The sequence below is a fragment of the Fibrella musci genome (genome assembly GCF_041321105.1).
GTDB classification, from domain to species: domain Bacteria; phylum Bacteroidota; class Bacteroidia; order Cytophagales; family Spirosomataceae; genus Fibrella; species Fibrella musci.
Genome location: NZ_JBGGWD010000002.1, coordinates 693799 through 718274, shown reverse-complemented (window position 1 = coordinate 718274; position 24476 = coordinate 693799). Strand labels below are relative to the sequence as shown.

11 protein-coding genes are annotated in these 24476 nt (G+C 56.1%); 5 read left to right on the top strand and 6 right to left on the bottom strand.

Going from position 1 to position 24476, the window contains the following annotated elements; all coding sequences use genetic code 11:
• Positions 1-72: 72 nt before the first annotated feature.
• The 3 genes from ACAW74_RS08680 to ACAW74_RS08670 are packed head-to-tail and all read left to right on the top strand — an operon-like array spanning position 73 to position 3216.
• Entirely contained in the window at positions 73-1050 is a 978-nt protein-coding gene (locus tag ACAW74_RS08680) for a DUF2157 domain-containing protein (protein ID WP_370697794.1), read from the top strand.
• Positions 1051-1065: 15 nt separating this feature from the next.
• Positions 1066-2238: a hypothetical protein gene (locus ACAW74_RS08675; RefSeq protein ID WP_370697793.1), complete on the top strand. Its 1173-nt coding sequence runs from the start codon at positions 1066-1068 to the stop codon at positions 2236-2238.
• A 27-nt stretch (positions 2239-2265) separates the two neighbouring features.
• Positions 2266-3216, top strand: a complete 951-nt coding sequence (locus ACAW74_RS08670; RefSeq protein ID WP_370697792.1) for an alpha/beta hydrolase — start codon at positions 2266-2268, stop codon at positions 3214-3216.
• A gap of 76 nt (positions 3217-3292) precedes the next feature.
• Here the strand turns inward: ACAW74_RS08670 and ACAW74_RS08665 are convergent, their stop codons facing one another.
• The 6 genes from ACAW74_RS08665 to ACAW74_RS08640 form a co-directional block, all read right to left on the bottom strand.
• A complete protein-coding gene (locus ACAW74_RS08665) occupies positions 3293-8671 on the bottom strand; it encodes a non-ribosomal peptide synthetase (protein ID WP_370697791.1) in 5379 nt (1792 codons plus the stop codon).
• 52 nt (positions 8672-8723) lie between these two features.
• On the bottom strand, positions 8724-10907 hold the full coding sequence (locus ACAW74_RS08660; protein WP_370697790.1) for a GumC family protein: 2184 nt from the start codon (positions 10905-10907) through the stop codon (positions 8724-8726).
• 111 nt (positions 10908-11018) lie between these two features.
• The gene (locus ACAW74_RS08655) at positions 11019-11882 is read right to left on the bottom strand and encodes a TolC family protein (protein ID WP_370697789.1); all 864 of its coding nucleotides are present in this window, start codon (positions 11880-11882) and stop codon (positions 11019-11021) included.
• A 210-nt stretch (positions 11883-12092) separates the two neighbouring features.
• Entirely contained in the window at positions 12093-13307 is a 1215-nt protein-coding gene (locus ACAW74_RS08650; protein ID WP_370697788.1) for a glycosyltransferase family 2 protein, read from the bottom strand.
• Between the two features lie 108 nt (positions 13308-13415).
• Entirely contained in the window at positions 13416-14594 is a 1179-nt protein-coding gene (locus tag ACAW74_RS08645; protein WP_370697787.1) for a sugar transferase, read from the bottom strand.
• Positions 14595-14688: 94 nt separating this feature from the next.
• The gene (locus ACAW74_RS08640; RefSeq protein ID WP_370697786.1) at positions 14689-15159 is read right to left on the bottom strand and encodes a response regulator; all 471 of its coding nucleotides are present in this window, start codon (positions 15157-15159) and stop codon (positions 14689-14691) included.
• An 882-nt stretch (positions 15160-16041) separates the two neighbouring features.
• Here ACAW74_RS08640 and ACAW74_RS08635 point away from each other — a divergent pair.
• Both ACAW74_RS08635 and ACAW74_RS08630 read left to right on the top strand, forming a co-directional pair.
• Positions 16042-22860: an amino acid adenylation domain-containing protein gene (locus tag ACAW74_RS08635; protein WP_370697785.1), complete on the top strand. Its 6819-nt coding sequence runs from the start codon at positions 16042-16044 to the stop codon at positions 22858-22860.
• Positions 22861-23087: 227 nt separating this feature from the next.
• Complete coding sequence (locus ACAW74_RS08630) at positions 23088-23963, top strand: TraB/GumN family protein (RefSeq protein WP_370697784.1); 876 nt, start codon at positions 23088-23090, stop codon at positions 23961-23963.
• Positions 23964-24476: the final 513 nt, after the last annotated feature.

Below are 24476 nucleotides of genomic sequence, written 5' to 3'. Positions count from 1 at the left end.
TAAAAATCTGCGTGGCGGTTTTCGCCTGCGTCGTCCGTATCCCCCTAATAAACAACAAAACCCCGCCCCAATATGTCCCCAATTGATGTGCTGGAAACCCTGAAAGCGCGGCAATTACTACCCGCTGAACAGGCCGACGAAATGGCCCGGTTTGAGCGCCAACGACCGCTGTCGGTCAACTACGAACTGCGGGCGTTGCTGTATGTGGGTATTCTGTTGCTGACGGCTGGGCTGGGGCTGCTGATCTACGAACATTACGACGAAATTGGCGACGTGGCCATCATTGGTAGCATTACGGCGCTGTGTGTCGTCAGTTTTGTGTTTGCCTGGCGCAATCGCCCGCCGCTTTCACCCGATCAGGCCCCGAGCCGGTCGACCTTCGGTGATTATGCGCTGTTGCTGGCGTGCTTGCTATTTCTCTCGCTGGAAGGCTACATGCAGTACCGCTTCAACGTGTTTGGTACCCGCTACGGGCTGGCTACGTTTCTGCCCGCCGTGTTGTTTCTGGGCATCGCCTACCGCTTCGACCACCGGGGTGTGCTGGGCATGGGCCTCACGGCGCTGGCGTCGTGGGTGGGACTAACTGTGCGTCCGCTGGAATTACGTCTACGCACCAATTTTTTCGACGAAGGCACCGTACTGACGGCGATCGGGCTGGGTACGTTGCTGATTGTGGTCGCGATGGTGTTCGAACGGCGGCGGATCAAACCCCATTTCACCGATACGATCCTGACGTTTGCTGGTAACCTGGTGTTGCTGGCGCTGCTGGCCGGGGTGTTCAACTTCGGTGGGCGGCGGTGGCTGTATGCGCTGGTCCTGTTTGTGGTTTGTGGTGGCTATGAGTGGCTGGCTCGGCAGCGGCACTCGTTTCTGTACACGCTGATGGCGATGGTCTACGCTTACATTGGGCTCACGTACCTGTTTTTCGACGTGACCGACGGCCTTGGCTGGGCGGCCGATGCCTATTTGCTCTACATCGTGCTGACGGGTGTGGCGGCGGTCTATTACCTGATCATTCGTTATCAGGCCACCGTAAAAGAACTGAATTAACTTACCTGAACTCCTATGCTTTACGATCCCAATCATATTGACGAGCGCGAAATTCTGCGGCAGGTCGATCGGTGGAAAGCCCAGAAACTGGTTACGCCCGAACAGATTGCCGCCATTCAGCAAGCCTTCCCGAAGCGGTTCCGACAAACCAACCCCTGGCTTGAAATTGGGGCGTTTCTGTTTGCGATCCTGGCGGTGCTGAGCCTCTACGGACTGTTTATGATTCAGTTCGAAGCGTTTTCGGTGAGCGGGTCGGTGGTCTTCGCAACCTTATCGATTGTATATGCTGTAGGGATCGTGTGGTTTACCCGCTATTTCGTTCAAAAGAATCAGATTTGCCGGAACGGTACCGACAATGCGCTGCTGGTGGCGGCGGCGGGTATTGGTAGCTGGGGCCTGATCGAGTTCGTGGCAAACGGTTATGGCGGGCAGTATCCGCCGTTTTGGATGTGTGCGCTGCTGGCGCTGCCGGTGCTGCTGGCGCTGATCTGGTACTCGGGCGACGTCATGCTGAGCTACATTGCCCTCGGCTTGTTCTACGGTCTCATTTTCGACCGGCTGCTCGATTTCAGCTGGGGCCAATCGGCGATGCCGTTTGTACTGATGGGCGTATCCGGGCTGCTGTTTGTGCTGGTTCGGAAAGAGCCCCGGCGGGCCTACTATGCCGAAGCGCTGGGCGTAGTGCGCTGGCTGTCGCTGGGCATGTTGCTGGCGGCGGGTAACTACTTTGTTGTACGCGAACTCAACGCCCTGCTGCTCGATCGCCGTCCCCCGGTGTCGCCACAGATTGCGCTACCCGGTTTGTTCTGGCTGTTCACCTTCGGCCTGCCCATCACGTACCTGACGATTGGTATCCGGCAGCGGAATCGCATGTTGCTGATTCTGGGTACGTTGGGCGTAGCGGCGGCGGTGGCGACTTTCCAGCACTACTACATCACCTGGCCGCGGTCGGTTACGCTGGCGGTGGATGGAACACTACTGATTGGTGTAGCGGTGTTGCTGATTCGGTATTTACGTCAGCCGCGCCACGGCTTCACCGACGAGCCCGACGACGAGCCGCCCCATGCGTTGGTGAAGCACATTGGCACGATTGCGAGCATACAGGCTACTGCTAATGCACAAAATCAGCCACATTTACGATTTGGTGGAGGTGATTTCAGCGGTTCGGGCGCGGGCGAGCGTTATTAGCGTAGACAACGAACTCTGGTCATTATTATGGTAAATCGATCTATGCGCCACCTGATTTTGCTGGTTTTGCTCGGCTTTGTAACGGTCGCTCACGCCCAGAATCGCCGCCGCCAAACCAGTTCCAACCTGCCCACTAGCCCAATGCCGGTGGTGATGGCTCCGCAGCCGCACCTGCTTGAGCGGGTCTCGATGTCAAGCTCGCTGCTGAACCGCGCCGTTCATTACTCCATTTACCTGCCACCCGACTATTACGTGTCGAACCGCCGCTATCCGGTGGTTTATCTGCTGCACGGCTACACCGACGACGAAACCGGCTGGCTTCAGTTTGGCGAGGCCGACCGGCTGCTCGATGAAGGCATCAAAAACGGGACGCTGCCGCCCATGATTGTGGTGATGCCTGATGCGGGTGTTACCTGGTACATGAACGATTTCCAGAATAAGGTGCGCTACGAGGATATGTTCGTGACCGAGTTCATTCCGCATATCGATTCCAGCTACCGCACCCGGACCAAGCGCGACTTTCGGGCTGTGTCGGGGTTGTCGATGGGCGGGCACGGCTCGCTGTTGCTGGCGATGCACCACCCCGATTTGTTCGGCTCCTGTGCGGCGCTGAGTGCGGCGGTGTTCACGGAAGAATCCATGAAAACAATGCCCGACGAGCAGTACAATACGATTTTCGCCCAGCTGTTTAGTGGCGCGGTAAAAGGCGACGAGCGCATTACGGCGCATATGAAGCGCAACAGCCCGCTCACACTGGCTTCGTCGGCGCCCGAGAGCGATTTGAAAAAAGTGCGCTGGTATATCGACTGCGGCGACGACGATTTTCTGAGCACCGCCAATGCCCGGCTGCACATCGTACTGACGGATCGGAAAATTCCGCACGAATACCGGGTTCGGGATGGCGCACATACCTGGACGTATTGGCGAACCGGCCTGCCCGATGCGCTTCAGTTTATCGGTACGTCATTTCACCAATAAGGCATGGCTTTTCAAAACAAAAGGGCGTTAGACAAACTTGTCTAACGCCCTTTCTGCGATCAGGTACGTTGCTATTCTATTTACCCCGCTGATCGAGTACGGCCTGTAGCTTGGCGGCAAACTCTTTGTCGTTAGGAGGCGCAAAAATGTAGCTGTGTTCACCAGGTACGTCGTAGACGTGAACGCCTTTGCGGGCAAAATCTTGCCAGCCGTAATAGGCATAATCGTCCATGAAGAATGTCTGAATGGTAGCGCGAAAGAGGTGCACCTCCAGATCAGCGGGCAGGAGCTGGAAGTTTTCGAGGGCCACGTCGTTGATCGCCTCAATGCGGAACGTGGTATCGAAGATGGCTTCCTGTTGTTGTGCCTGCCCAAATTTGAGCTGCCAGTAGGCCCGAATCGCCATCCGCTGCAAGACATGATGGACCCGATGGCTGGGCTTGAGCCACCAGTATTGCTTGATCAGCTTACGATCGATTGACTGCATCTTATACGAAACGCCCTGGAAACCATGCTTTCTGACGAGCCGGAGCGTGTGTCCCACCTTGCCCATGAATTCGCTGATGCCATTGGCTTTGCGTTGCCACCACGGATTGCTACGGCCGGCGTCGTAGGCGTAGGCGTCGAACAGCGCTACCAGGCTCACCTCGCGGCCCTGTACCAGCAGTTGCCGGGCCATTTCGTAGGCGACAATTCCCCCAAACGAGAAGCCGCTGAGCGAATAGGGACCGGTGGGGTTATGTTGTACAATCTCCGATACGTAGGCTTCGGCCATTTCGGTGATGCTGCGGAACGGCTCGTCAACACCATTCAGCCCCCGGGCCTGTAGGCCATAGACGGGTTGGTCTGGATGGAGATTGTTGGCGACGGCATTGAACAGCAGCACGTTCAGCCCGGCGCCATGCACAATGTAGAGCGGCTCGCGGTTGCCAGCGGGCCGGATGGGCACCAACGACTGCCACGACCTCACCTCTGGCGCATCTTCATGAATGAGCGTGGCCAGTGCCCGGATGGTCGGATACTCGAAAAGCGATGCCAACGGCAGGCGTTTGCCAGTCTGTTTTTCGAGCCGGGTCATCACCTGTACGGCGATCATGGAGTGACCACCCAACTCAAAGAAATTGTCATCGAGACCGATGGTGTCGATACCCAGTACGCTGCTCCATACGCCAGCCAGTAGTTTTTCTTCAGGCGTGGTCGGTTGGCTGTTGGTCGATTCCGGGGCTGCTTCGGGGCGAACGTCGGCTGGAGCGGGCAGGGCTTTGCGGTCGATTTTGCCGTTGGGCGTAATCGGGAAGCGGGGCAGCACCACAAAATCCGTCGGGACCATGTAGTCGGGTAGGGCCTGGGCTGCTTCCTGTCGCCAGGTACGTAGTTGCTCCTTCGAGATGGCTGGTAGCGGCGCGTGGGGCTCATTGACGAAGTCGCGGGGGGCGGCGTCGGTGAGGTTGAGGCTCGCCGGTTGTGGCGGCAGGTCATTGGCCCGGTTTTGCGGAATGAACACTACCTCGAGCCGGTTGTCGGCCCCGTCGGAAGCCCAGCGCACATGTGCGCGGAAGCCCAGCCGCTCAGCCAGTGGCCAGAACAGATCGGGATCAATGCCCGCAGGTACGTTGCTCAGCCGGTTTTTTAGTTCACCCAGCGGTTGGTCGTCGGCAGCGTTGGCCAGCCAGTCAACGAGCGCGTGGTCAATGGCGGTACGGGCGTTGGGTACGTTGGTCAGCCGAAGAACCTGGTCTGGCGATTGGCGAAGCTGTTGTTCCAGCGCCTCAGTCGAACCGATTGCTACCCAGTCAATCGTTTGATCGGCGGGGAGTTGGGGAGGGACCTGATCGGCGCCTTTGCCCACGTAAAGCCAAACGTCGAAGTGGTATTTGGTGGTTTCGTTGAGGGCGTGGCCTTCGCGCAACTGCACGTCCACCGCCCCAATGGTTGGCAACAGGGTGGGCAACAGGTAGAAGAACGCCGGATCGGCCATCAGTTCATCATCGAGCTTTACGCGTCGATCCACAATGCGGCGGAAATCGGCCACGCGCTGGCTGTCGGCGGTGCGCTGCAACTGATCGAAGGTATGGTGTTGCACCTGTAAGCGGCGGCTCTGCATGTCGCCCACAAACACGCAACCGCCTGCCTGCGTCGCGTTGACGGCCCCTTCGATTACCTTCAACAGGTACCGGACGTCGGGGAAATACTGGGCCACGCTGTGAATCAGCACCAGATCGAGCGATGCCGGTTCGACCATCGAGTAGTCATCGGCCATAGCTACCTGCGCCCGCACCTGCCCCTTGCCGATCGGGTTGGCCTGAACGCGCTGATTCAGGTTATCGATGGCCGTTTGGGCGTAGTCGGTGGCAATGTAGAGGTCAGTGTCGGTGGCGAGTTCAAAGAGCAATTGTCCGGCTCCCGATCCCACTTCCAACACCCGTTTGGCGTGTAGCGCGCGCAACCGCTTCAGCGATTGGGCCAGCCACTCGTCGGCCTGCTGCCGGATGTCGGTCTGGTTGGATAACTGTTCAGCAATGACCACGTCGAGGTCGAGCTCGGCGGTAGCGTGATCGGTCTGGCTTTTTACGCCCGCTTCATAGATGGTGTCCCAGCGCTGCTGCCAGTCCATGCCTGTGTTGTCGAACTGGCTCAGGTCGGGAACGATGTAAGCCACCAGCCGTTGATCACCGGGGCGGTCTTCGCGAGCCATGACCACCGCTTCTTTGATGGTGTTGCTTTTGGCCAGCGTGTGCTCAACCTCGCCCAGTTCAATACGGAAGCCACGAATCTTTACCTGCTGATCGATACGGCCCATATAGACAACATCGCCTGTGGTAGGCGCATCGGCGGTGTCGCTGTTCAGGTAACGACCCAGATCGCCCGTGCGATAGATTTTCTCCGGGGTAGCCGAGAACGGGTTGTTGATGAATTTTTCGGCAGTCAGTTCAGGCTGATTCAAGTAGCCGTTCGACACGCCTTCGCCCGCAATCCAAAGTTCGCCAGGCTGGCCGTCGGTGATGAGCTGACCGTTTTCGTCGACGATGTAAATGCGCGTATTGGCAATGGCCGAACCGATAGTAATGCGCTCGTCGGTTTTGCGGATGCGCTTGCCAGTGGCGTAGATGGTCGTTTCGGTAGGGCCGTAATAATTCCAGAGTTCGGCGCACAGATCGAGCAGCGTATGCGCCAGATCCATCGGTAGGGCTTCGGCGCAGGAGATCACGCGCAATGCCTTGTGGCCGCGCCAACCCGCTTCGAGCAACACCCGGAAGGTGGCGGGTGTGGTCTGAATGAACGTGATCGACGGATCGCCAAGCACCTGCGCCAGGGCCTCGCCATTCCGGGCCGTTGCCGGGTCGATTAGCAGCAGTTCGGCACCGACGAGCAGTGGCGTGTAGATTTCAACCACCGCCAAGTCGAAGGCAATGGTCGCCAGCGCGATGGTTTTGTCGGTATGCGTCAGGCCCGGCTCGTTGGCCACACTGAAAAGCACATTGGCCACGCTATGATGCCGGATCAGCGCGCCTTTAGGGCGGCCGGTCGTGCCCGACGTGTAGAGGATATATGCAATGTTGGCACCAGTCGGCTGCTGATCGGGTACGGTCTGTGGGTACTGGCTCAGTGTTGGCCAGAGCGTTTCGACCAACAACTCACGCGTATTGGGCAGATCGAACCGACCTTTGTGGGCAGTCGACGTCAGCAGGGCTACGCAACCGGCATCGGTCAGGATGTAATTGATCCGGTCGGTCGGGTGCTGCGGGTCGACGGGAATATAGGTCGCCCCCGCCTTCATAATCCCCAACATACCCACGATCAGCGGTAACGACCGATCAATGGCAAGCCCGACGCGATCGCCCGGCCGGATCCCCTGCCCCCGCAGCGCATGCCCCACCTGATTGGCCTGTTTGTCCAGGTCGGCGTAGGTCAGCGACTCCTGCTTGAAGCGAATAGCTACTTTATCCGGGAACCGGCTGGCTGTGTCGGACAGCAGGGTGGTAAGCCCTTTTTCACGCGTATAGCCACTGCCTTTGGCCGGTAAGTCCGTTGGGGGGGCAGCAATGGTCTTGGCATGTCCGTTCAGGGGCTTCGGCGCCTCGGGCGCTACTCCAAGCGTAGCCAGCGGCTGATCAGGATGGGCCACCACTGCTTTCAGCAAGTCGACAAACGACGCGTGGAACGTCGCGATGGTTTGGGCGGAAAAGAGGTGGGCGTTGTGCGACCATTCCAGAATCAGTGTCTGTTCGGAACCCGTCGCGTTAAGCGATAATTCGAAGTTTTCAAACGCCCGCGGGTTGCTCAGCAGTTGCAGCGACAGTCCGTCGAACGCTACGCCTTCATCGAGACCCATGTCGACGTTGAAGACGACCGGTACAAACGCCACGCGCGACGGATCGCGGGGGATAGGCAGTTTCTTCAATAGCCGCCCGAAGGTGATACGCTGATGCTCAAACACATCGAGTAACTCAGTGCGGCGGCGGCGCAGGTACGTCAGGTACGTTTCGTCGCCTCGGTGGGTGCTGCGCAGCGGCAGCAGGCTGACGCAATGGCCAACAAGCCAGTAACGGTCGGCGACGGGTTGCCCGGCGGCGGGGAGGCCCAGCACCACATCGGTCTGTTTGGTGAGGCGGCTCAGCCAGAGCTCAAACGTAGCCGTGAGGGTGCTCACAAAGCTGCTGCCCGCTTTCACACCTACCTGCTTCAGTTGCTGAACCAACGTGGCGTCCAGGGCTACATCGTAACGGTGGCTGGCGTAGGTACGTTGCCGAGGCCGGGGTACGTCGGTCGGCAGGTCGATTTGCGGCACTCCCGTTTTGTACTGATCGAGCCAGAAGGCTTCGCTTTCCCGGTACGTATCGCTGTTCAGAAAGGCCTGCTGCTCGAGGGCAAACTGACTGATCTGCGGCGCGGGTGGCAAACTCAGCGACAGGCCCCGGACATAGGCCGAATAATATTGCCCAAGATCCTGCAAGAGAATCCCCGTCGACCAGCCATCGCAAACGATGTGATGGGCCGTCAGCGTAAAATGGTGAGCCGTTTCAGACAGGATCAGCAGCGTGGCTTTTGCCAGCGGCCCGTGTTCCAGGTCGAAAAGATGGTGCGCGTCGGCATCGGTCAGCTCGGCAACGGCCGTAGCGGCTTTGTCGGGCTGATCGCTGTGATCGATAACCTGAAGGGGAATGGCCAGATCGGCCAGGATGCACAGATGCTGCCCGTCGGGGCTGAACGTAGAGCGGAGCGCCTCATGCCGACGCACCAGCATGGCCCAGGCTCTTCCAAACGCATCGACATCCAGTTTTCCCGTAAAACGCAGCGAAACCGACTCGTTGTAGGATCGACTGGCTGCATCGCCTCCGAACTGACAGGCCAACCAGATTTCGGCCTGTGATTCGGTCATAGGAACCACTCCAAACAGCTCGGGTCCGGCAAACGGATCAAAATCAACAGCGCGTAGGGGTGGTGCGATAGACATGTACTATAGTCAGCAGCGTTTAGACAAAGATAGGTTTTAATGCTATTTTAATCTACCCTCTGCGCTCAGTTTGAAGTTTCCGTTTTTGCTCAGGTGTTTCTATGTCGACCGCCGCGCTGGCATTGTCGATGTAGTCACCACCTATTTTATTCAATACCAGCAAGGTAGACTGCCGCGTAATGCGCTCATACAGGGCCATAAGTTGCTTTTCGGCGCGGCTCCAGGTGCTGTTGGCGTCGACGATCAGCAGGGATAAGGCAGTATTTTTTAGCAGGTATACCGGCATCTGATGATTAACCAGCGCGGGCATTTCCAGGAAAATCCGGTCGAACTGCGTCGAGTCAAACTCGTGTTCGGCGTCGATCAGGTAATCGACACTGGTCACGTTCATGAAATCGGACTTAACCGTATACGGCAGGTACGTTATCCCCAGATTCAATTCCCGGCGTTCTTTGCCCGTTACTGCGGGATAGCAATAGGCCACGCGCAGATCCGACTCTTCGGCAAGCCGGAGCAGGCCATTAGCGACCCACGTTTTACCCTGTTTGGGCAACACGCTAAAAAGCGAAATAACGGGTGGGTACGGCTTGTCTTTTACCTGCGCGATCTCGATGTTGATGGCGTTGAACAACTGTTCGAACATGACTCGCGCCGCGCGGGCGGCTTTGGCTGTCGACAGCGGATTTTTTACGACGGGGAAAAAAGCCGATGCTGGTAACCCGATTAGGCTTTCGGCCTGCTCAGGTGATTGAATGCGTTTGTCGAGCCACAGGCGCAGGGCCGTCAGCAACAACGCCAGGAAAATCCCTACACCGATCCCAATGATCACCATCTGCTTACGTTTCGAAGCCTGCGGCTCGAGCGGGAAGTTTGGCGCATCGAGAATTTGAAGCTTACCCCCAACTTCAACGTCCTGCTTGCGGGTCTGCGACTGATCAACCTGCTGCTTCAGTGATTTGTATTCCTGCTCAGCCAGTTCGCGGTCGAGCGTTAGCTGACGCAGTTGCGAACCCAGCGGACCATAGGTGTTGGTCTTGCTCTGGTATTCATTCATGCGCCGGGCGTAGACCTGCAGGCGTGCAACCGACTCGTCGTACTCAAGCTGCTTGTTCAACTTGTCGGCGGCGAGAGTCGCCTGCGGCAGCGCGTCGGAAGTACTAGTAACGGCGTCGTAGCGTTGGGCGCTGGTTCTCAGCTCCTCGGCGGCCTGATTTGCGGCAGCCTGTAGTTTGGTAAGGACGTGCCGGGGCTGTCCATAGGCCTGTGCATTGGCCAGTTGGGTCTCGGCGGTGGCCAGTTTGCGGCGCTTATCGGCCAGGTCGCTGTTGGCAGCCGATACGTTCCCCTGTTGACCCATGCGCTTGTTGATGGCGTCGAGCGAGGCCTTGGCGGCATCGCGACGCATCAGTTCCTGGTTGTATTGGTCGGTGAGAGCTTCGCGGGCGGTGGCTACGTTACGGGCCTCTTCGTCGTAGTCCAGTACCTGATTGTTCTCGTTAAAGGCGCGCAGCCGGGCTTCAGCCTGATCGAGTTTGGTCTTGGCTGCACCCAACCGACCCTCGTAATACTTGACAACCGAGTTGGTTTCCGACGTTTTATACTGGGTGTTGCGCTCGTTGAGCACGTCGATGGCGTAGATCAACGTTTTCTGCGCTACGGCAGGATCGTTGGCCTCATACTCCATCAGGAGTACGTCATTGTTGTTCTTGCGCGGCGACCCTTTCAGTTTCATCATCAGGCTCTCAACCGAATATGGCGAGTCGGAGGTGAAGAGCAGGGTCTTGATGGGGTTTGGCGTGGCGGCTTTGGCCAGACTGTCTAATGCTTTCCGCAGCCTTGGCGTGGGGCCAAACAGACCCAACTCATCACGCATGGGCCGGGGCAGTTCCTGCTCAAGCCACTGGTAGCCGTTCCAGCCAAGCACCAGGCTATCCGACTCGCGGAGCTGAAGATGATCGGCCAGCAGGTTGATGCCCACTTGCAACAGCGTTTCTTTGGACGTGAGCGTGGTCATGAGGTTATCAAAGGCGCCCGTCGAGCGGTCCATAAACGACGATTGCCGGTCGCTCAGCAGGTTATAGCCCGATGCCAGCCCGGTGTAGAGTGTCGACTCCGACTTATAGACCTTTTTCTCATGGCGCGTGGCATAGAAGGCTGTCGCGGCCGTAATGGCCGGCAGCAGTACAAACAGCAGCGCGTGCTGTTTCATTAGCCTTAAAAATCCGTCGAGTGACATAAGCAGAGAGCGTTCAATAGTCGATGGCCAACGGTCAAGGTATCACCATAATCTCTATCTCAGATGGCGGTGCCTCGTTGACTGCTAGACCCTGATCGTTGAACCCATATTTTATCGTTTCAGCCGTTGAATGGGAACACCCATCAGGGCTTCAAAAAAGTGAACCTGTTTCAAGAAATCGCCTTTTAGTTGTTCTGAGAGCGATTTGGTTTGTGCATACTGGGTAGTAGAGGCGGCAAAGGCCGTCGCTGTAATGGTCCCTTTCTGCAATTCGGCTTCGGCGATGCGGTAGGCCGCCAGTGACGCCTGTTCGTCGAGCAACCGCACCTTCAACACCTGCTGCGACGTAATCATATCCTGGTACAACGTAATCAACTGCTGCCGTAGCTGGAGTTCGAGTACGTCGAGCTGCGCTTCGGCTGCCCGCTGATTCGCCACTGCCTGCCGAATCTGGTGTTTGCGGCCGAAGAGATCGAACAAGGAAATGCGTACATCAACACCCGCCCGGTAGCCATTGGACAGTTGCAGTCCCGACGTATTCGTGTTCACGTCCGGGTTGGTGCCCGGTGTGCCTGTGCCTGGCGTAACCGGCACACTCGACCGGGTGTTGCCGCCCAGCGATTGATTAGTCCACGCGTACCCGCCACTCGCGCTCACGTTCTGCAAAATCTGCGCTTTGGTTACACTGGTGGCGGCATCAGCAATGCCTACCACTTCACGCTGGTATTTCATCAGGGGCGAGTAAGCAATGGCCACCTTCAATAGTTGCTCAAACGGTAACAACTGCACGGCAATATCCTGATTGACGTCCAGATACAGTGTGTCACTGGCTAACCCCGCCGATTTACCGAACGATACCATACCCCGCGCTCCTGTATTCTGCCCGTAGCCACGAACGGAGGTGAAGATAATCGCTATGGTTAATAGACTGCTGGAAAAGCGATAAAAAGAACTCAATGATACCAAGCGGTTCATGGGCGATTAAAATGGACAACCCGACGAGGGTCGACGGGATTTTTGACGTAGGCTGTCTATCTATTCTGACGAAAAGTGTGCCAACCTGTCACAGCATCGCGGGGATACATACACAGGATAGAGAACCTATTTTTTTAACAGGGGAAATTTACGGCCCGAAAGCGATCTCTTGCCCACTAATTGCACGGGCGGTAGGTTATCGGGGAGCCGTCAGGCGGCTCGCGTGGCTTTCTCCCAAATGCCAGAAAGCCCCCCGCGTCGGTAGCGTATGAACCCCTGCAACACGCACCAGTTCATAAACGTGAAGTAGAAGGGAACAAAAGCAGGCTTCCAGCGAGTCTGTTGATCTTCGAGCCGATACCCGATCCAGGCAAGACTGTAAAAGGCAATTTGGCCAAGTAACATAACGGTCCAGAAGCCAATTGCGATCAACGAGGCATGCTGGTATACCAATTGTAGCAGGATCAGCCCATTTAGTAGCAGCAGCAGGGGCAGGCAAAAAGGTGTTACCGCCCAGCGCAGCACTCGGTGGGATACGTACTGAAAACTCAACCAGCCATACCGGCCGATGTTGAACAGCGGCCGCAACCGGGCGATCGACTGGAAGCCGCCGGTCGCAATACGAACTTTGCGTTTTTGTTCCTCCCGAATCGCCGCCGACGGCCGTTCGAGTGCGTAGGCGTTGGGTTCATACTCGACCCGGTAGCCGCGCGCGGCAATCCGCAACGAAATCATGAAGTCGTCGAGCAGGGTGTCGGCTTCAACAGGCTCAAACAGATCGGTACGGATAGCAAACAACTCGCCCGCGGCTCCCACAATGGTGTGCAACTCGGCGTCAAGGCGTTTCAGAAACGATTCGTATTTCCAGTAAAGTCCTTCGCCGCTGCCTGTGGCGGCTTCGGCCGCTTCCAACTGAATGCGTTTTTCGCCCGTTACGGCCCCTACGTTGGGCAGGTCGAACTTCCGAACCAGCCGCGAGACCGCCTCGGGGTTAAGGTGCGTGTTGGCGTCGGTGAAGATGACGAGCGGCGTTTTTACCAGCTTCATGGCTTTGTTCATCGCCACGATTTTGCCCAGCCGATCCGTCCCGGAGAGGATAGTGAGGTTGGGTACGTTGGCGCGCTGCGCTTCCAGCCATTCGGCCGAACCGTCGGTCGATCCTTCGACCACGAACAGTAAATGAAGCCGGGAAGCGGGGTAATCCTGATCAAGGCAGTTTTGTAGCTTGGCAGGCAGGCAGTCGATCTCGTTATAGGCCGGCACAACCAGCGTTACATCGGCGGGTTCGCCCATTGGCGGCAATACTCGCTGGCCAATACCCAGGGCCCGACGTACCCGCACGATGCCCCACAGCAGGAGACCATAACCCAGGTACGTATACACGACCAGCGCAAACAATAACCAGAAGAGAAGGATAAGCAGCATGGAACCAGAAACGGTGAGTAGTAAACGACAAGCGGTGAAGTGGCGCTTCGGCAGCACATCGTCGTGCGTTAATTACCGTTTAGCCTGCCGAGCGCCTTCGTCGATCAATTAGACGTTTTCCTGCTGCCAAAGGCTGAAAAACGTCTGGTAAATGATTTTCATGTCGTTCCAGAACGAGAACGTTTCGACGTATTTGATATCGAGGGCAATGCGCTCCTGCTCGTCCATTTTGGCTTCACCTTTAGCGCGTTTCTGCACTTGCCACAAGCCCGTGAGGCCGCTGGGCCCCGCGAAGCGCTTCACCGTCTGATCGGCCGTAAGTTTTTCGGCCTCGTATACGGGTAGTGGGCGGTTCCCAACCAGCGACATATCGCCACGCAGGATGTTGATCAGCTGCGGAAGTTCGTCGATGCTGCTGTTGCGCAGGAAATGACCAAGGCGCGTAATGCGCGGGTCGTTCCGGAATTTAACAAACGTGGCGCCTTTCTCGCCCTGTTTGAGGTATTGACGTTCGCAGACAAAGCGGTCGTTGTGGAAGAGCTTGCGCTGGCAGGATGAAGCAATCAACGCACATTCTTCGCAGATATCTTTCACCTGCGGGGTTTCGTCGCTGACACCGCTAGTGTTGTACAGGTTTTCTGAGGCCATGTCTTTCAACATCGTGGCCGCATCGGTCCGCATCGTGCGGAACTTGATCATATCGAAAACGCGGTAGTTGGAACCCACCCGTTTCGATTTAAAAAATACCGGCCCCTTCGAGTCGAGTTTGATGAGAATAGCCACCAGCAGCATCAGCGGGCTGAACACGATCAGTGCCTGCAGGGAGGCCGCGATGTCGATGGCGCGTTTCCAGGTCGGTAATTGAAAGGTAAAGGCCTGCCCTTCCACTTCCGCGTCGGGCTGAGTAGCGACCCGGCGCATCAGCGTCAGGAAAAACTTGATCCGGCGCTCCAGATGGGTCGGATCGGTCAGCGTAAGCAGATCGGTGACGCCCGTGTGCATGGCCAGCTGGGTTACCCGGTCGGTAACGGTCTGGCAGAGCAGCAAAATCGGTACACTGCGCTGTATAGTCAGGTCGCGAAGGGCAGCCAGTGAGTCGGCTTGGGCTTCGGTTTCGTTGATGATGATGAGCGAGGTAGATCGGCGGTCACGTACCCAGGCAATGGCATCGTCCATCCGCTGATACCAGCGGATCAGGCACGAAGCATCCAGCCAGTCGCTGATTTGGCTAAATACGGCCTCATTTTTATCGACCAGCACTAAGCATGGCGCTTGCTGCCCATTCATAGTCGGTGAAGTGTTGTGGTGTGTGGGAAAAGCAGACATGGTTTCCGGCATCTGTTACCAGCGTCAATGAGGCGTTTGACCTGGTACGGTTCGATTATAGATTCAGGGAACCTGGCGACCAGAATCGTTTCAGCAAGGCTGAATGAATCGGTACGGCTTGCGCTTCTGCTTTCTCTATGCCCAGCACAGAGCGGCCAGTCATCGACTGGAGCTTCACTTTTACTTCAAGCGGATTGAACGGCTTGGCGATGTGCCCGTCGGCACCGGCTTCGAGGCAGGCAATCCGGGTATCGCTGTCAAACGCTTCTGATAAAACAAGAATGGGGGTGCGGCCCATGAGTTTGCTCATACGGACCAGTTTAATCAACTCCAGACCGTCGAAGAAGGGCAGGTCAAGCTCGGTAATCACACAGTCGAACTTGCGGCCTTGGATCAACATGCGAACGGCGTCGCGGCTATTGGTGGCTACTGTTATCTGATAGTCAGCTCTTAAGGTTTGGGTTAAAACCGTTACGATGTGTGGGTTTTCCTCAACGATAAGCAAGTGTTTCAATGACGTTTTCATTATGGCTAGGTTTTCCCTGCTACTTCTTTTTTGGAGAAATCTGGCACGACAATTGCTGAAATCTAGTCGTGCGCGGCAGGCATTATGGGTGTAAAAAAACTGACGTGTTACGCTACGCTGAATCGACTACGTGGAGGCACTGTATAGCCAGTGCTGTCGATTCTCTTTTTGTATCTCCCGGCCAGTTCGTTAAATACATGCTTTTAGACTAGGTATTAGTTTCATACGTCACAGTCGTTAATTACGATTTAACTGACGGTTTATTAGGCGGTCGGTTGCTAGATAGCCGCTTGGAGACAATCCCCAAACTGGTCAACTCCTCGCTTCAGCCGGGAACAGATCGCCCACCGCTACGAGTTGAGCGGCCTCTCCTTCACCAGATAAATGCTACGTAACCACCTATTCGTTAGGTGTTCATTATCAGTTATTTACTACTGGTTAAAGGCTATATTTACCCAGTGCGCCGTTGTCAGACATGATCGTAAGTTGGGTAAGGACTCACAGACGATGGTATGTTTCACAGGAAATAAGTAAGGTTCTGAGATTGAAATTGATTGAGAGGTTGCTAGTCACTTTTAAATTCCTTCATAAACACTAGTCTTTCTATAGAATATCTAATTAGTGTATGTCCATATATATATGAATGTAGATTTTGTTTACTACATTATATTCATGGAATTGTCAAAAAACGTAAAACAAATTGGTATCATATACTTAAGTATAGATTACATAGATTTTACCAATAGTCTATAGCTTTTTCCTATTTGTTACCACAATAAGTAAACTCAATGTGGCCCGGTGCGGATGACTTCGTCTAAAGGCTATGGCTATACGGGCACAGTATTGGTGCTGACCCTGATGACCGCCTGAGTTGACTCTATTATGCAGACGCCCCGTTTAAACGACCCGTCACCTTTTTCCGAACAGACCAATCAGTTTACGGAAGCGCAGCAGGTTCAGCAACTCGTTGAGGCGATGGCTAGTCGCTACCCCGATCAGCCGGCTGTAGTAATCGAAGGGGCTGTTCAAACGTATGCGCAACTGAACGAAGCCGCTAATCGGATTGCCAATCAACTGCTCAGTCAGGCTCCGGACGCCCCTATTATCGGTATCGATACAACCCGCCGACTGTCGTTGGTGAGTCAATTACTGGGGATACTAAAAGCCGGCAAAGCTTACTTGCCTCTCGACCCAACGTACCCAGCCAGTCGCCTTCGGCAATTGATCGACAATGCGCAACTGACGCATGTGCTTACTGACCTGGCACAAAATTTGTATAACGGGCTGGGCCTGACCGAAGTGCGTACTAACGAAGAGGCGCCAGCCGACGTACCCGAGCCGCACCAGCAGACGCCGTATGTTTGTGTATTATATACGTCTGGGTCAACGGGCGTACCCAAAGGGGTTTGTCTGGGTCACGCCGGGTTAATCGACCTGTTGCATTGGGAAGCCGCGCATGGTCCGGCGCGCCCTGGCAGCCGCACGCTTCAATTTTGTCATCTTAGCTTCGACGCCTCGTTTCAGGAAATCTTCCTGCCGCTCAGTACCGGTGGCACGGTCTATCTGATCGACGATAGTTACCGCCTCGACGCCGGTCGGCTCTTGCGGTTTATGGTCGATAACGCCATCAATCGGGTCTTTTTGCCCTACGTCGTGCTGCAATACCTATGTGAAGCGGCCGAGGCGCAGGGGCTGTTCCCGACTTCGCTTGAGGAGATTATCACGGGTGGCGAACGCCTCCGCATTACGCCGCAAATCCGCCGGTTTTTTACCGAGTTGCCCACCGCTACGCTGATGAATGTGTATGGCCCCACCGAAACGAGTGTGTGGGTGACGCAATACAAACTGACCGGCGACGCGCCCAACTGGCCCAAACTGCCGCCTATTGGCTCGCCCATTGCCAACGCCGAGGTGCTGATTCTGTCGGAAACGCTGACGCTTTTGCCCGATGGCGAGGTAGGGGAGGTGTGCATTGGCGGGTCACCCGTGGGGCTGGGTTACCTGAATCAGCCTGAGCGCACGGCTGAACGCTTTATTCAATGGCAGCATCCGGAAAAAGGGCTCATGACCCTCTACCGTACTGGTGATCTGGCCCGCTACGTACCTGACAGCATCGGCGCACGGTTGCTCGATTTTCAGGGTCGGGCCGACGATCAGGTGAAAATCCGCGGCAACCGGGTCGAACTGGGCGAGATCGAGGTAGCGCTGGCACACCTGCCCGACGTGCAACAGGCGGTGGCGGTGGCGGTGGCTCTGGAAAACGAAGCAGGCCTGAAAAGTATCGTGGCATATGTGCTAATGGCGCCTGAGCAAACGGCCAATGTCGCCGATATGCGCGCCAAACTGGCCGCAACGCTGCCCGACTTCATGCTGCCGGCGCATATCATTGAACTGACTGAATTACCCCGCACCACTAGTGGTAAAGTGGATAAGCTGCGCCTGCCTAAACCCGAATCGACCCGCCCCGCGCTGGGTACGTTGTTTCGGGAGCCGGTTTCGGAACAGGAAAAAGCTATCGCGGCCATCTGGATCGAGCTGTTAGGAATCAGCCCCGTTGGTCTCGACGACAACTTTTTTGAACTGGGTGGTAACTCGCTGCTGGCGCAGAAGACCGTGGCTCAACTGGCCCAACGGGGTCAGACACTGCCTATTACCAAACTGTATCAATACCCTACCGTCGCCGGATTAGCAACGTACCTGAGTGGGCAGGGGGCTACTACCCAAAAGAAGGGTCGACAATCTGCCTCACCCCGTCGGGCTGAAGGCGGCGACATCGCCATCATCGGTATGGCGGGCCGGTTTCCGGGTGCCGACTCGGTCGCCGATCTTTGGAACGTGCTTGCCGAAGGACGTGAGACCGTCACGTTTTTTACGCCCGATCAGATCGACGCCAGCATTCCGGCCGCCGTGCGCACCAATCCTGGGTACGTTCGAGCGCGGGGCATCATAACCAACGCCGATCAGTTCGATCCGGCCTTTTTCGGGATTACGCCCGCGTTGGCTGAGTTGATGGACCCGCAGCAGCGCGTTTTCCTCGAAATCGCCTACGAAGTGCTGGAGCAGACCGGCTACCTGCCGCAGGTTCGCGACGAGATCGTGGGCGTCTATGCGGGCAGTGGCAACAACACCTATTTCCTGAATAATGTGTTGCCGAATCCGGCGCAGATGGCGCGAGTTGGGGCGTTTCAGGCAATGACGGTCAACGAGAAAGACTACATCGCTACCCGAACCAGCTACCAACTGAACCTGACGGGCCCCGCCGTGAGCGTCTACTCGGCCTGTTCGACGTCGCTGCTGGCGATTGCCCAGGCGGTCGAGAGCCTGCGGAACGGGCAGTGTACGGTGGCGCTGGCGGGTGGTGCCTGCATTACAGCCCCCATCAACAGCGGCCACCTCTACGAAGATGGGGCCATGATGAGCCGCGACGGCCATTGTCGGTCGTTCGATGCCGAAGCGCAAGGGACCGTCTTCAGCGACGGCGCGGGCGTGGTGCTCCTGAAACCCTTGGCCGACGCCCAACGCGATGGCGACCCGATACTAGCGGTCATCAAAGGTGTTGGGGTGAACAACGACGGGGGTGGCAAAGGCAGCTTCACGGCCCCTAGCGCCGAAGGACAGGCCGCCGCGATCCGCAACGCCCACCTTGATGGTCAGATCGACCCCACTACCATCAGCTATGTAGAAGCCCATGGTACGGGCACACCGCTGGGCGACCCGATCGAGATCGACGGTTTGCGCATGGCCTTTGGCGAACAGGCCCAGACCCAATTCTGCGCGATTGGCTCGTTGAAAAGCAACATGGGCCACCTGTCGCAGGCGGCGGGCGTGGCGGGCGTAATCAAAACGGTGCTGGCGATGCAACATCGTCAACTGCCGCCGTCCATCAATTTCAACGTACCTAACCCCGCTATCGACTTTGGGAGCAGTCCCTTCTACGTCAACGACCGCCTCACCGACTGGAGCGCTGAAGGCCCGCTCCGCGCAGGCGTCAGTTCATTCGGTGTCGGCGGCACCAACGTTCACGTCGTGTTGGAAGCGTATGTAGAGACCGGTCCGCCGGTGCGGCATTCCCATGCGTCTTCTGTGCGTCAGCCGTTTGTTCATCCTGAAATGGCTGACGCGCGGGAGACGCATGGGAATGCGTCTCTACTAGTGTGGTCGGCGAAAAACGACGTCAGCGCAACGGCGTATGGCGAAAAACTGGCCGATGCCCTCGCCACGGCTGATGTAGCTGATGTGGCTTATACGATGGCGACTACCCGCCCCGCTTATGCACACCGGCAGTTTGCGGTAGTGTCCAGCGGAGACACTGTCGACCCGGCTTTGTTGACGAAAGCACCGCGTGTCGTGCTGAAACAGCAGCCCGGCGAAGTGGCTTTTGTGTTCCCCGGTCAGGGCGCGCAGTACCTGAACATGGGCCGGACGTTTTACGACCAGAAACCCGTGTATCGAGAGGCGATCGATGCGTGCGCGGCCCTGTTACAGCCGTACCTCGATGTCGATATCCGGACGGTGCTGTTTTCCGACGATGAAGATCTGGCGGCGAAAGAGCTGCTGAAAAATACGCGCTACACCCAGCCCGCTCTGTTCGTGACCAACTACGCCTTGGCACAACTCTGGCAAAGCTGGGGCATTCAGCCGACGGTATTCTGCGGACATAGCATCGGTGAGTTTGTTGCGGCGCACCTAGCCGGTGTCTTCTCGCTGCCCGACGCCCTGCACCTGGTCGCGACGCGGGGCCAGCTAGTGAGCGCCTGCCCGCGGGGAAGCATGCTGTCGGTGCGGCTGTCGGCGGCCGACGTGGCGCCGCTCCTGCCCGAAACCCTGTCGCTGGCGGCCATCAACAGCCACAGCCTGTGTGTAGTAGCGGGGCCCGACGAAGACATCGCGGCGCTGGCCCAACGGCTCGACAAGCAGCAAACGCCCAACCGCGTATTGCAGACCAGCCACGCCTTCCACTCGGCCATGATGGACCCCGTAGTCGATGCGTTCCGGGCCGTGGTGGAGAAAATCCACTTGCAGCGACCGCAGAAACCCGTGGTTTCGACGGTAACCGGCACCTGGCTGACCGACGCGCAGGCGACCGACCCCGCCTACTGGGCGAAGCATCTGCGCGAAACCGTCCGATTTGCCGATGCCCTCGACACTCTGTTTGAACTGCGCCAGCCTGTACTACTTGAAGTGGGGCCGGGCTTCAGCTCGACCACGCTGGCGCGGCAGCAGGCCGGCACTCGACCCGTCGTGACGGTCGCCAGCCTGCACCGTCCAAATCCCGATCGTACCGAAGAGCAGGCCCTGCTGACCGCCTTGGGTACGCTTTGGCAACACGGACTCACGCCCGACTGGAATGCCGTGTTTGCCGGTTCGGCTGGAAAACGTATCCCGTTGCCTACCTATCCGTTTAACCGCAAGCGGTGCTGGATTGACTCACCGGCTGGCCACATGGCGCTGATTCCTACGCAGATGAACGTGACAATCCCAGCGGAAGAGCCCGTTGCCCCGTCGCCTGTGAGTACCCCTGTCTATATCCCAGATACAACCTATAATTTAGTCATCCCGGCTCCGGCCAACGTACCTACGCCTATGCGAAGCGAACATTTACTCAACAAGATCAAGACGTTATTGGAAGATGCGTCTGGCATTGATCTGGGCGATCTGAATGCCAACGATACTTTCCTCGAACTGGGGCTCGACTCGCTGCTGCTTACCCAGATTTCGATCAGCCTGCGGGGTTCATTTGGGATACCTATTTCGTTCCGGCAGCTGAGCAGTGAACTGGATACGCCGCAGAAAGTTGCCGATTACCTCGACGCCCAGCTACCCGCCGAGACGCATCAGCCCACGCCCACCCCGGCACCCGTAGTGCCGATGGGCAACGTACCTACGATGAACGTACCTGGACCTGGGACCGCGAGCTTCGACCCGATGCCCGCCCTACCCGGTGGCGACTCGGCGCTGGGGCTCATTGCTCAGCAGTTGCAGCTACTGGCCCGTCAGGTAGCGCTGATGCAGGGCGGTATAGGACAGGGGGCAGCAACGTACCCAGCCGCCGTATCGCCAGTTTCTGCACCTCCGGCCGTATCCACTACCCCCACGCCCCCAGCCCCGCGTCCCCAGCCCACCGCCGACATCACGCCGGAGGAAGCTGTAGAGTTAAAAAAACCGTTTGGCGCAACGGCTCGTATCGAGCGGCAAAAAACGGACAATCTGGGTCCGAAACAGCAGCAGTTTCTGGCCGAACTGACCCAGACCTATAATGCAAAAACAGCCGGTAGCAAAGCCTACACGCAGAAACACCGCGCTCAGATGGCCGATCCTCGGGTGGTGTCGGGTTTCCGGCCGCAGACCAAAGAACTGGTTTACCCGATCGTGATCAACCGCTCGAAGGGGAGCAAGCTCTGGGACGTCGACGGTAACGAATACATCGACGCCCTCAACGGCTTCGGTGCCACCATGTTTGGCCACCAGCCCGATTTCATCAAGGAAGCCCTGCACGCGCAGGTCGAAAATGGCTTTGAAGTGGGCCCGCAGCACGAACTGGCCGGCGAAGTCTGCGAACTGTTCTGCGAAATGACCAATAACGAGCGGGCGGCTCTGTGCAGTACCGGCTCAGAAGCGGTGCTGGGCACCATGCGTATTGCCCGGACCATCACCGGCCGCTCGCTGATCGTGGCCTTTACGGGCTCGTACCACGGCATTGTGGATGAGGTACTCGTGCGTGGTACCAAAAAGCTGAAGTCATTCCCGGCGGCGGCGGGGATCATGCCCGAATCGGTGCAGAATATGCTTATCCTCGACTACGGCACCGACGAAAGCCTGCGCATCATCCGCGAACGGGCGCACGAACTGGCGGCCGTACTGGTCGAGCCGGTGCAGAGTCGCCGCGCCGAATTCCAGCCGGTCGCTTTCCTAAAGGAAGTGCGGGCTATCACGGAAGCATCGGGCACGGCGCTCATCTTCGACGAGGTGATTACTGGTTTTCGTATGCATCCGGGCGGGGCACAGGCCTTGTTCGGGATCCAGGCCGATCTGGCGTCGTACGGAAAAGTAGTGGGGGGCGGCCTGCCCATCGGGATCATCGCGGGTAAGAAATCATTCATGGACGCGCTCGACGGTGGCTTCTGGGAGTACGGCGACGAGTCGATTCCCGAAGTGGGTGTTACCTACTTTGCCGGTACGTTTGTGCGGCACCCGCTGGCGCTGGCGTCGGCCAAAGCGTCGTTGCTGCACCTGAAAGAGAAAGGCCCTGCGCTGCAAAAAACGCTGACCCGCCACGCCGAAACCATCGCCGAAAGCCTCAACGCCGCCTTCACGCGCCTAAAACTGCCCATGTTCGCTGCGCAATTTGGCTCGTTGTGGCGCCTGAAATGGACGGAGGATGTACCCTATGGCGAACTGCTCTTCACACTGATGCGGCAGAAAGGCATCCACATCTGGGACGGCTTCCCCTGCTTCGTTACCGAAGCCCATACCGAAGCTGAGCTCGCCACGATCCGCGATGCCTGTATCGACAGTGCCAACGAACTCATCCGGGCGGGTTTCTTCCCGATGTCGGTTACCGAAACAACCTCCGGAGCCTGGCTGGCGCACCAACCGCCCGTACCCGGTGCCCGCCTTGGCCGCGATCAGCAGGGCAACCCCGCCTGGTTCGTCCCCGACCCTGACCAACCCGGCAAATACCGACAGCTGGAAATTGCCTAGGTACGTTAGACGGGGTACGTGTTAACCGGCACGTACCCCGTTTTGCTACTATGATGTCACACGATAGCCTTAATTGCCCGCTGGTATTGAGTGCATAAGTAGGTTAGCTGACCAGGTACGTTCGATTCTGGTATATTTTGGGTACATTGAATGACAGGATGTAATTTATCCAGTGCTTCTTCTTTCATGAATAGTCGTCAGGTGCCAGCTTTCTGCCAATAAATTGAATGCGAAACGGATTATTTATTGCTTTGATACTTTTTTGTTTATCCAATGCTTATAGCCAGGATAAGCCCAGGACTATTTTCTGGAAAGTAAGCAAAGAAGGAAGCAAAAATGAATCGTATCTATTTGGTACATTTCATGAAGTAAATCCTTACTTCTTTGATTCATTAACCAACGTTGTTGATAAATTAAAGGGATCAACTATTCTGTTTGTTGAAGAACGCATTTCTGATGCCAGAAAACAACCGCCTTCTGAACAGACAGGGTGGAATACCGATAAATGGAATTCACTTTTAACAAATACACAAGATCAGGTTTTTTCTGATTTTGTGAAAAAAGCAGAGGATAGAGCCTATTATAAGCTAAATCCATTATTACTTACATTAACAACATCTAGATCATACTTACTGAATTTTTGTCAGACGGATTCTGCTTTAGCTGGTTTGATGGACCATCATATTGAGCAAGTAGCAATGAAAGACAGGAAATCGGTTCAATCGTTAGATACAGAACAAGTTAGTTTGCTAACCGAAGAGGCTAAAAAGTTTAGCTCTTTACAAGATTCATTGTATGCGTCCTATAGTATTCAGTTCATGAAAATGATGCTTGATGATGATTTGACAGGATGCGACATAGTTAGTGCCTACAAGCGATTTGATATTAATTATGAATTCGATGTAGACTTGCTGAAAAATGCTGGCCGCTCGCCTCTGTTGGTTCAACGAAATAATAGATGGGTTCGCCTGTTAGAGAACGCTTTTTCAAGCAATAACTGTTTTGTTGCGGTAGGTTATAGGCATCTGATGTATAAGCAGGGGCTTATTCAGCAATTGAGAGCATTAGGGTATACCGTAACGCCAATACCAATTAGTCGCTAACGGTTTTCTATTTAGTACTTTGTATCACACATACCGTTAATAATTTAATTAATAAAAACGTCTGTAATAAACATGGTTTACATTTATTTTATAGTTGAATAGGCTCGCCTATGCATACTGGATTGAATAAAGTATACTTTGTATTTGTTAACTCGTCTTTTGTCTGAGACACGCGCTGCGTATATAGTCAATCAATGGATAATAAATTAGCTCTTTTAGGAATTGGCTTACTATGCATACTTGCCTCTTTTTGGACGACGAATGCATTTTTTATTCAACTTGTCGATACCTATTACGTTATTGGCTGGAGCCTTGTCTTGCAGAGTGTAGGTCTTGTGTGCTGCCTGATAGGCGGGTTTCCCTTTTAGCGGAATCGGCTGGTTAATCGGTAAAAATAAACAGAGCCTGTGCTCTTGCTTCGTGAATCCTGCTCAGGGGGCAGAATCATCGTACATACTAGCATGTCGATACAACGCAGCTTAGTAAGCGGTGGTGGCTGGTTGTCAGTGTTTT

What these genes read in the sequence shown, in the direction of transcription:
- ACAW74_RS08640 (WP_370697786.1), bottom strand. Translation starts at nt 15,159, where the DNA reads ATGAAAACGTCATTGAAACACTTGCTTATCGTTGAGGAAAACCCACAC.
- ACAW74_RS08680 (WP_370697794.1), top strand. Translation starts at nt 73, where the DNA reads ATGTCCCCAATTGATGTGCTGGAAACCCTGAAAGCGCGGCAATTACTA.
- ACAW74_RS08635 (WP_370697785.1), top strand. Translation starts at nt 16,042, where the DNA reads ATGCAGACGCCCCGTTTAAACGACCCGTCACCTTTTTCCGAACAGACC.
- ACAW74_RS08670 (WP_370697792.1), top strand. Translation starts at nt 2,266, where the DNA reads ATGGTAAATCGATCTATGCGCCACCTGATTTTGCTGGTTTTGCTCGGC.
- ACAW74_RS08675 (WP_370697793.1), top strand. Translation starts at nt 1,066, where the DNA reads ATGCTTTACGATCCCAATCATATTGACGAGCGCGAAATTCTGCGGCAG.
- ACAW74_RS08660 (WP_370697790.1), bottom strand. Translation starts at nt 10,907, where the DNA reads ATGTCACTCGACGGATTTTTAAGGCTAATGAAACAGCACGCGCTGCTG.
- ACAW74_RS08630 (WP_370697784.1), top strand. Translation starts at nt 23,088, where the DNA reads ATGCGAAACGGATTATTTATTGCTTTGATACTTTTTTGTTTATCCAAT.
- ACAW74_RS08650 (WP_370697788.1), bottom strand. Translation starts at nt 13,307, where the DNA reads ATGCTGCTTATCCTTCTCTTCTGGTTATTGTTTGCGCTGGTCGTGTAT.
- ACAW74_RS08655 (WP_370697789.1), bottom strand. Translation starts at nt 11,882, where the DNA reads ATGAACCGCTTGGTATCATTGAGTTCTTTTTATCGCTTTTCCAGCAGT.
- ACAW74_RS08665 (WP_370697791.1), bottom strand. Translation starts at nt 8,671, where the DNA reads ATGTCTATCGCACCACCCCTACGCGCTGTTGATTTTGATCCGTTTGCC.
- ACAW74_RS08645 (WP_370697787.1), bottom strand. Translation starts at nt 14,594, where the DNA reads ATGAATGGGCAGCAAGCGCCATGCTTAGTGCTGGTCGATAAAAATGAG.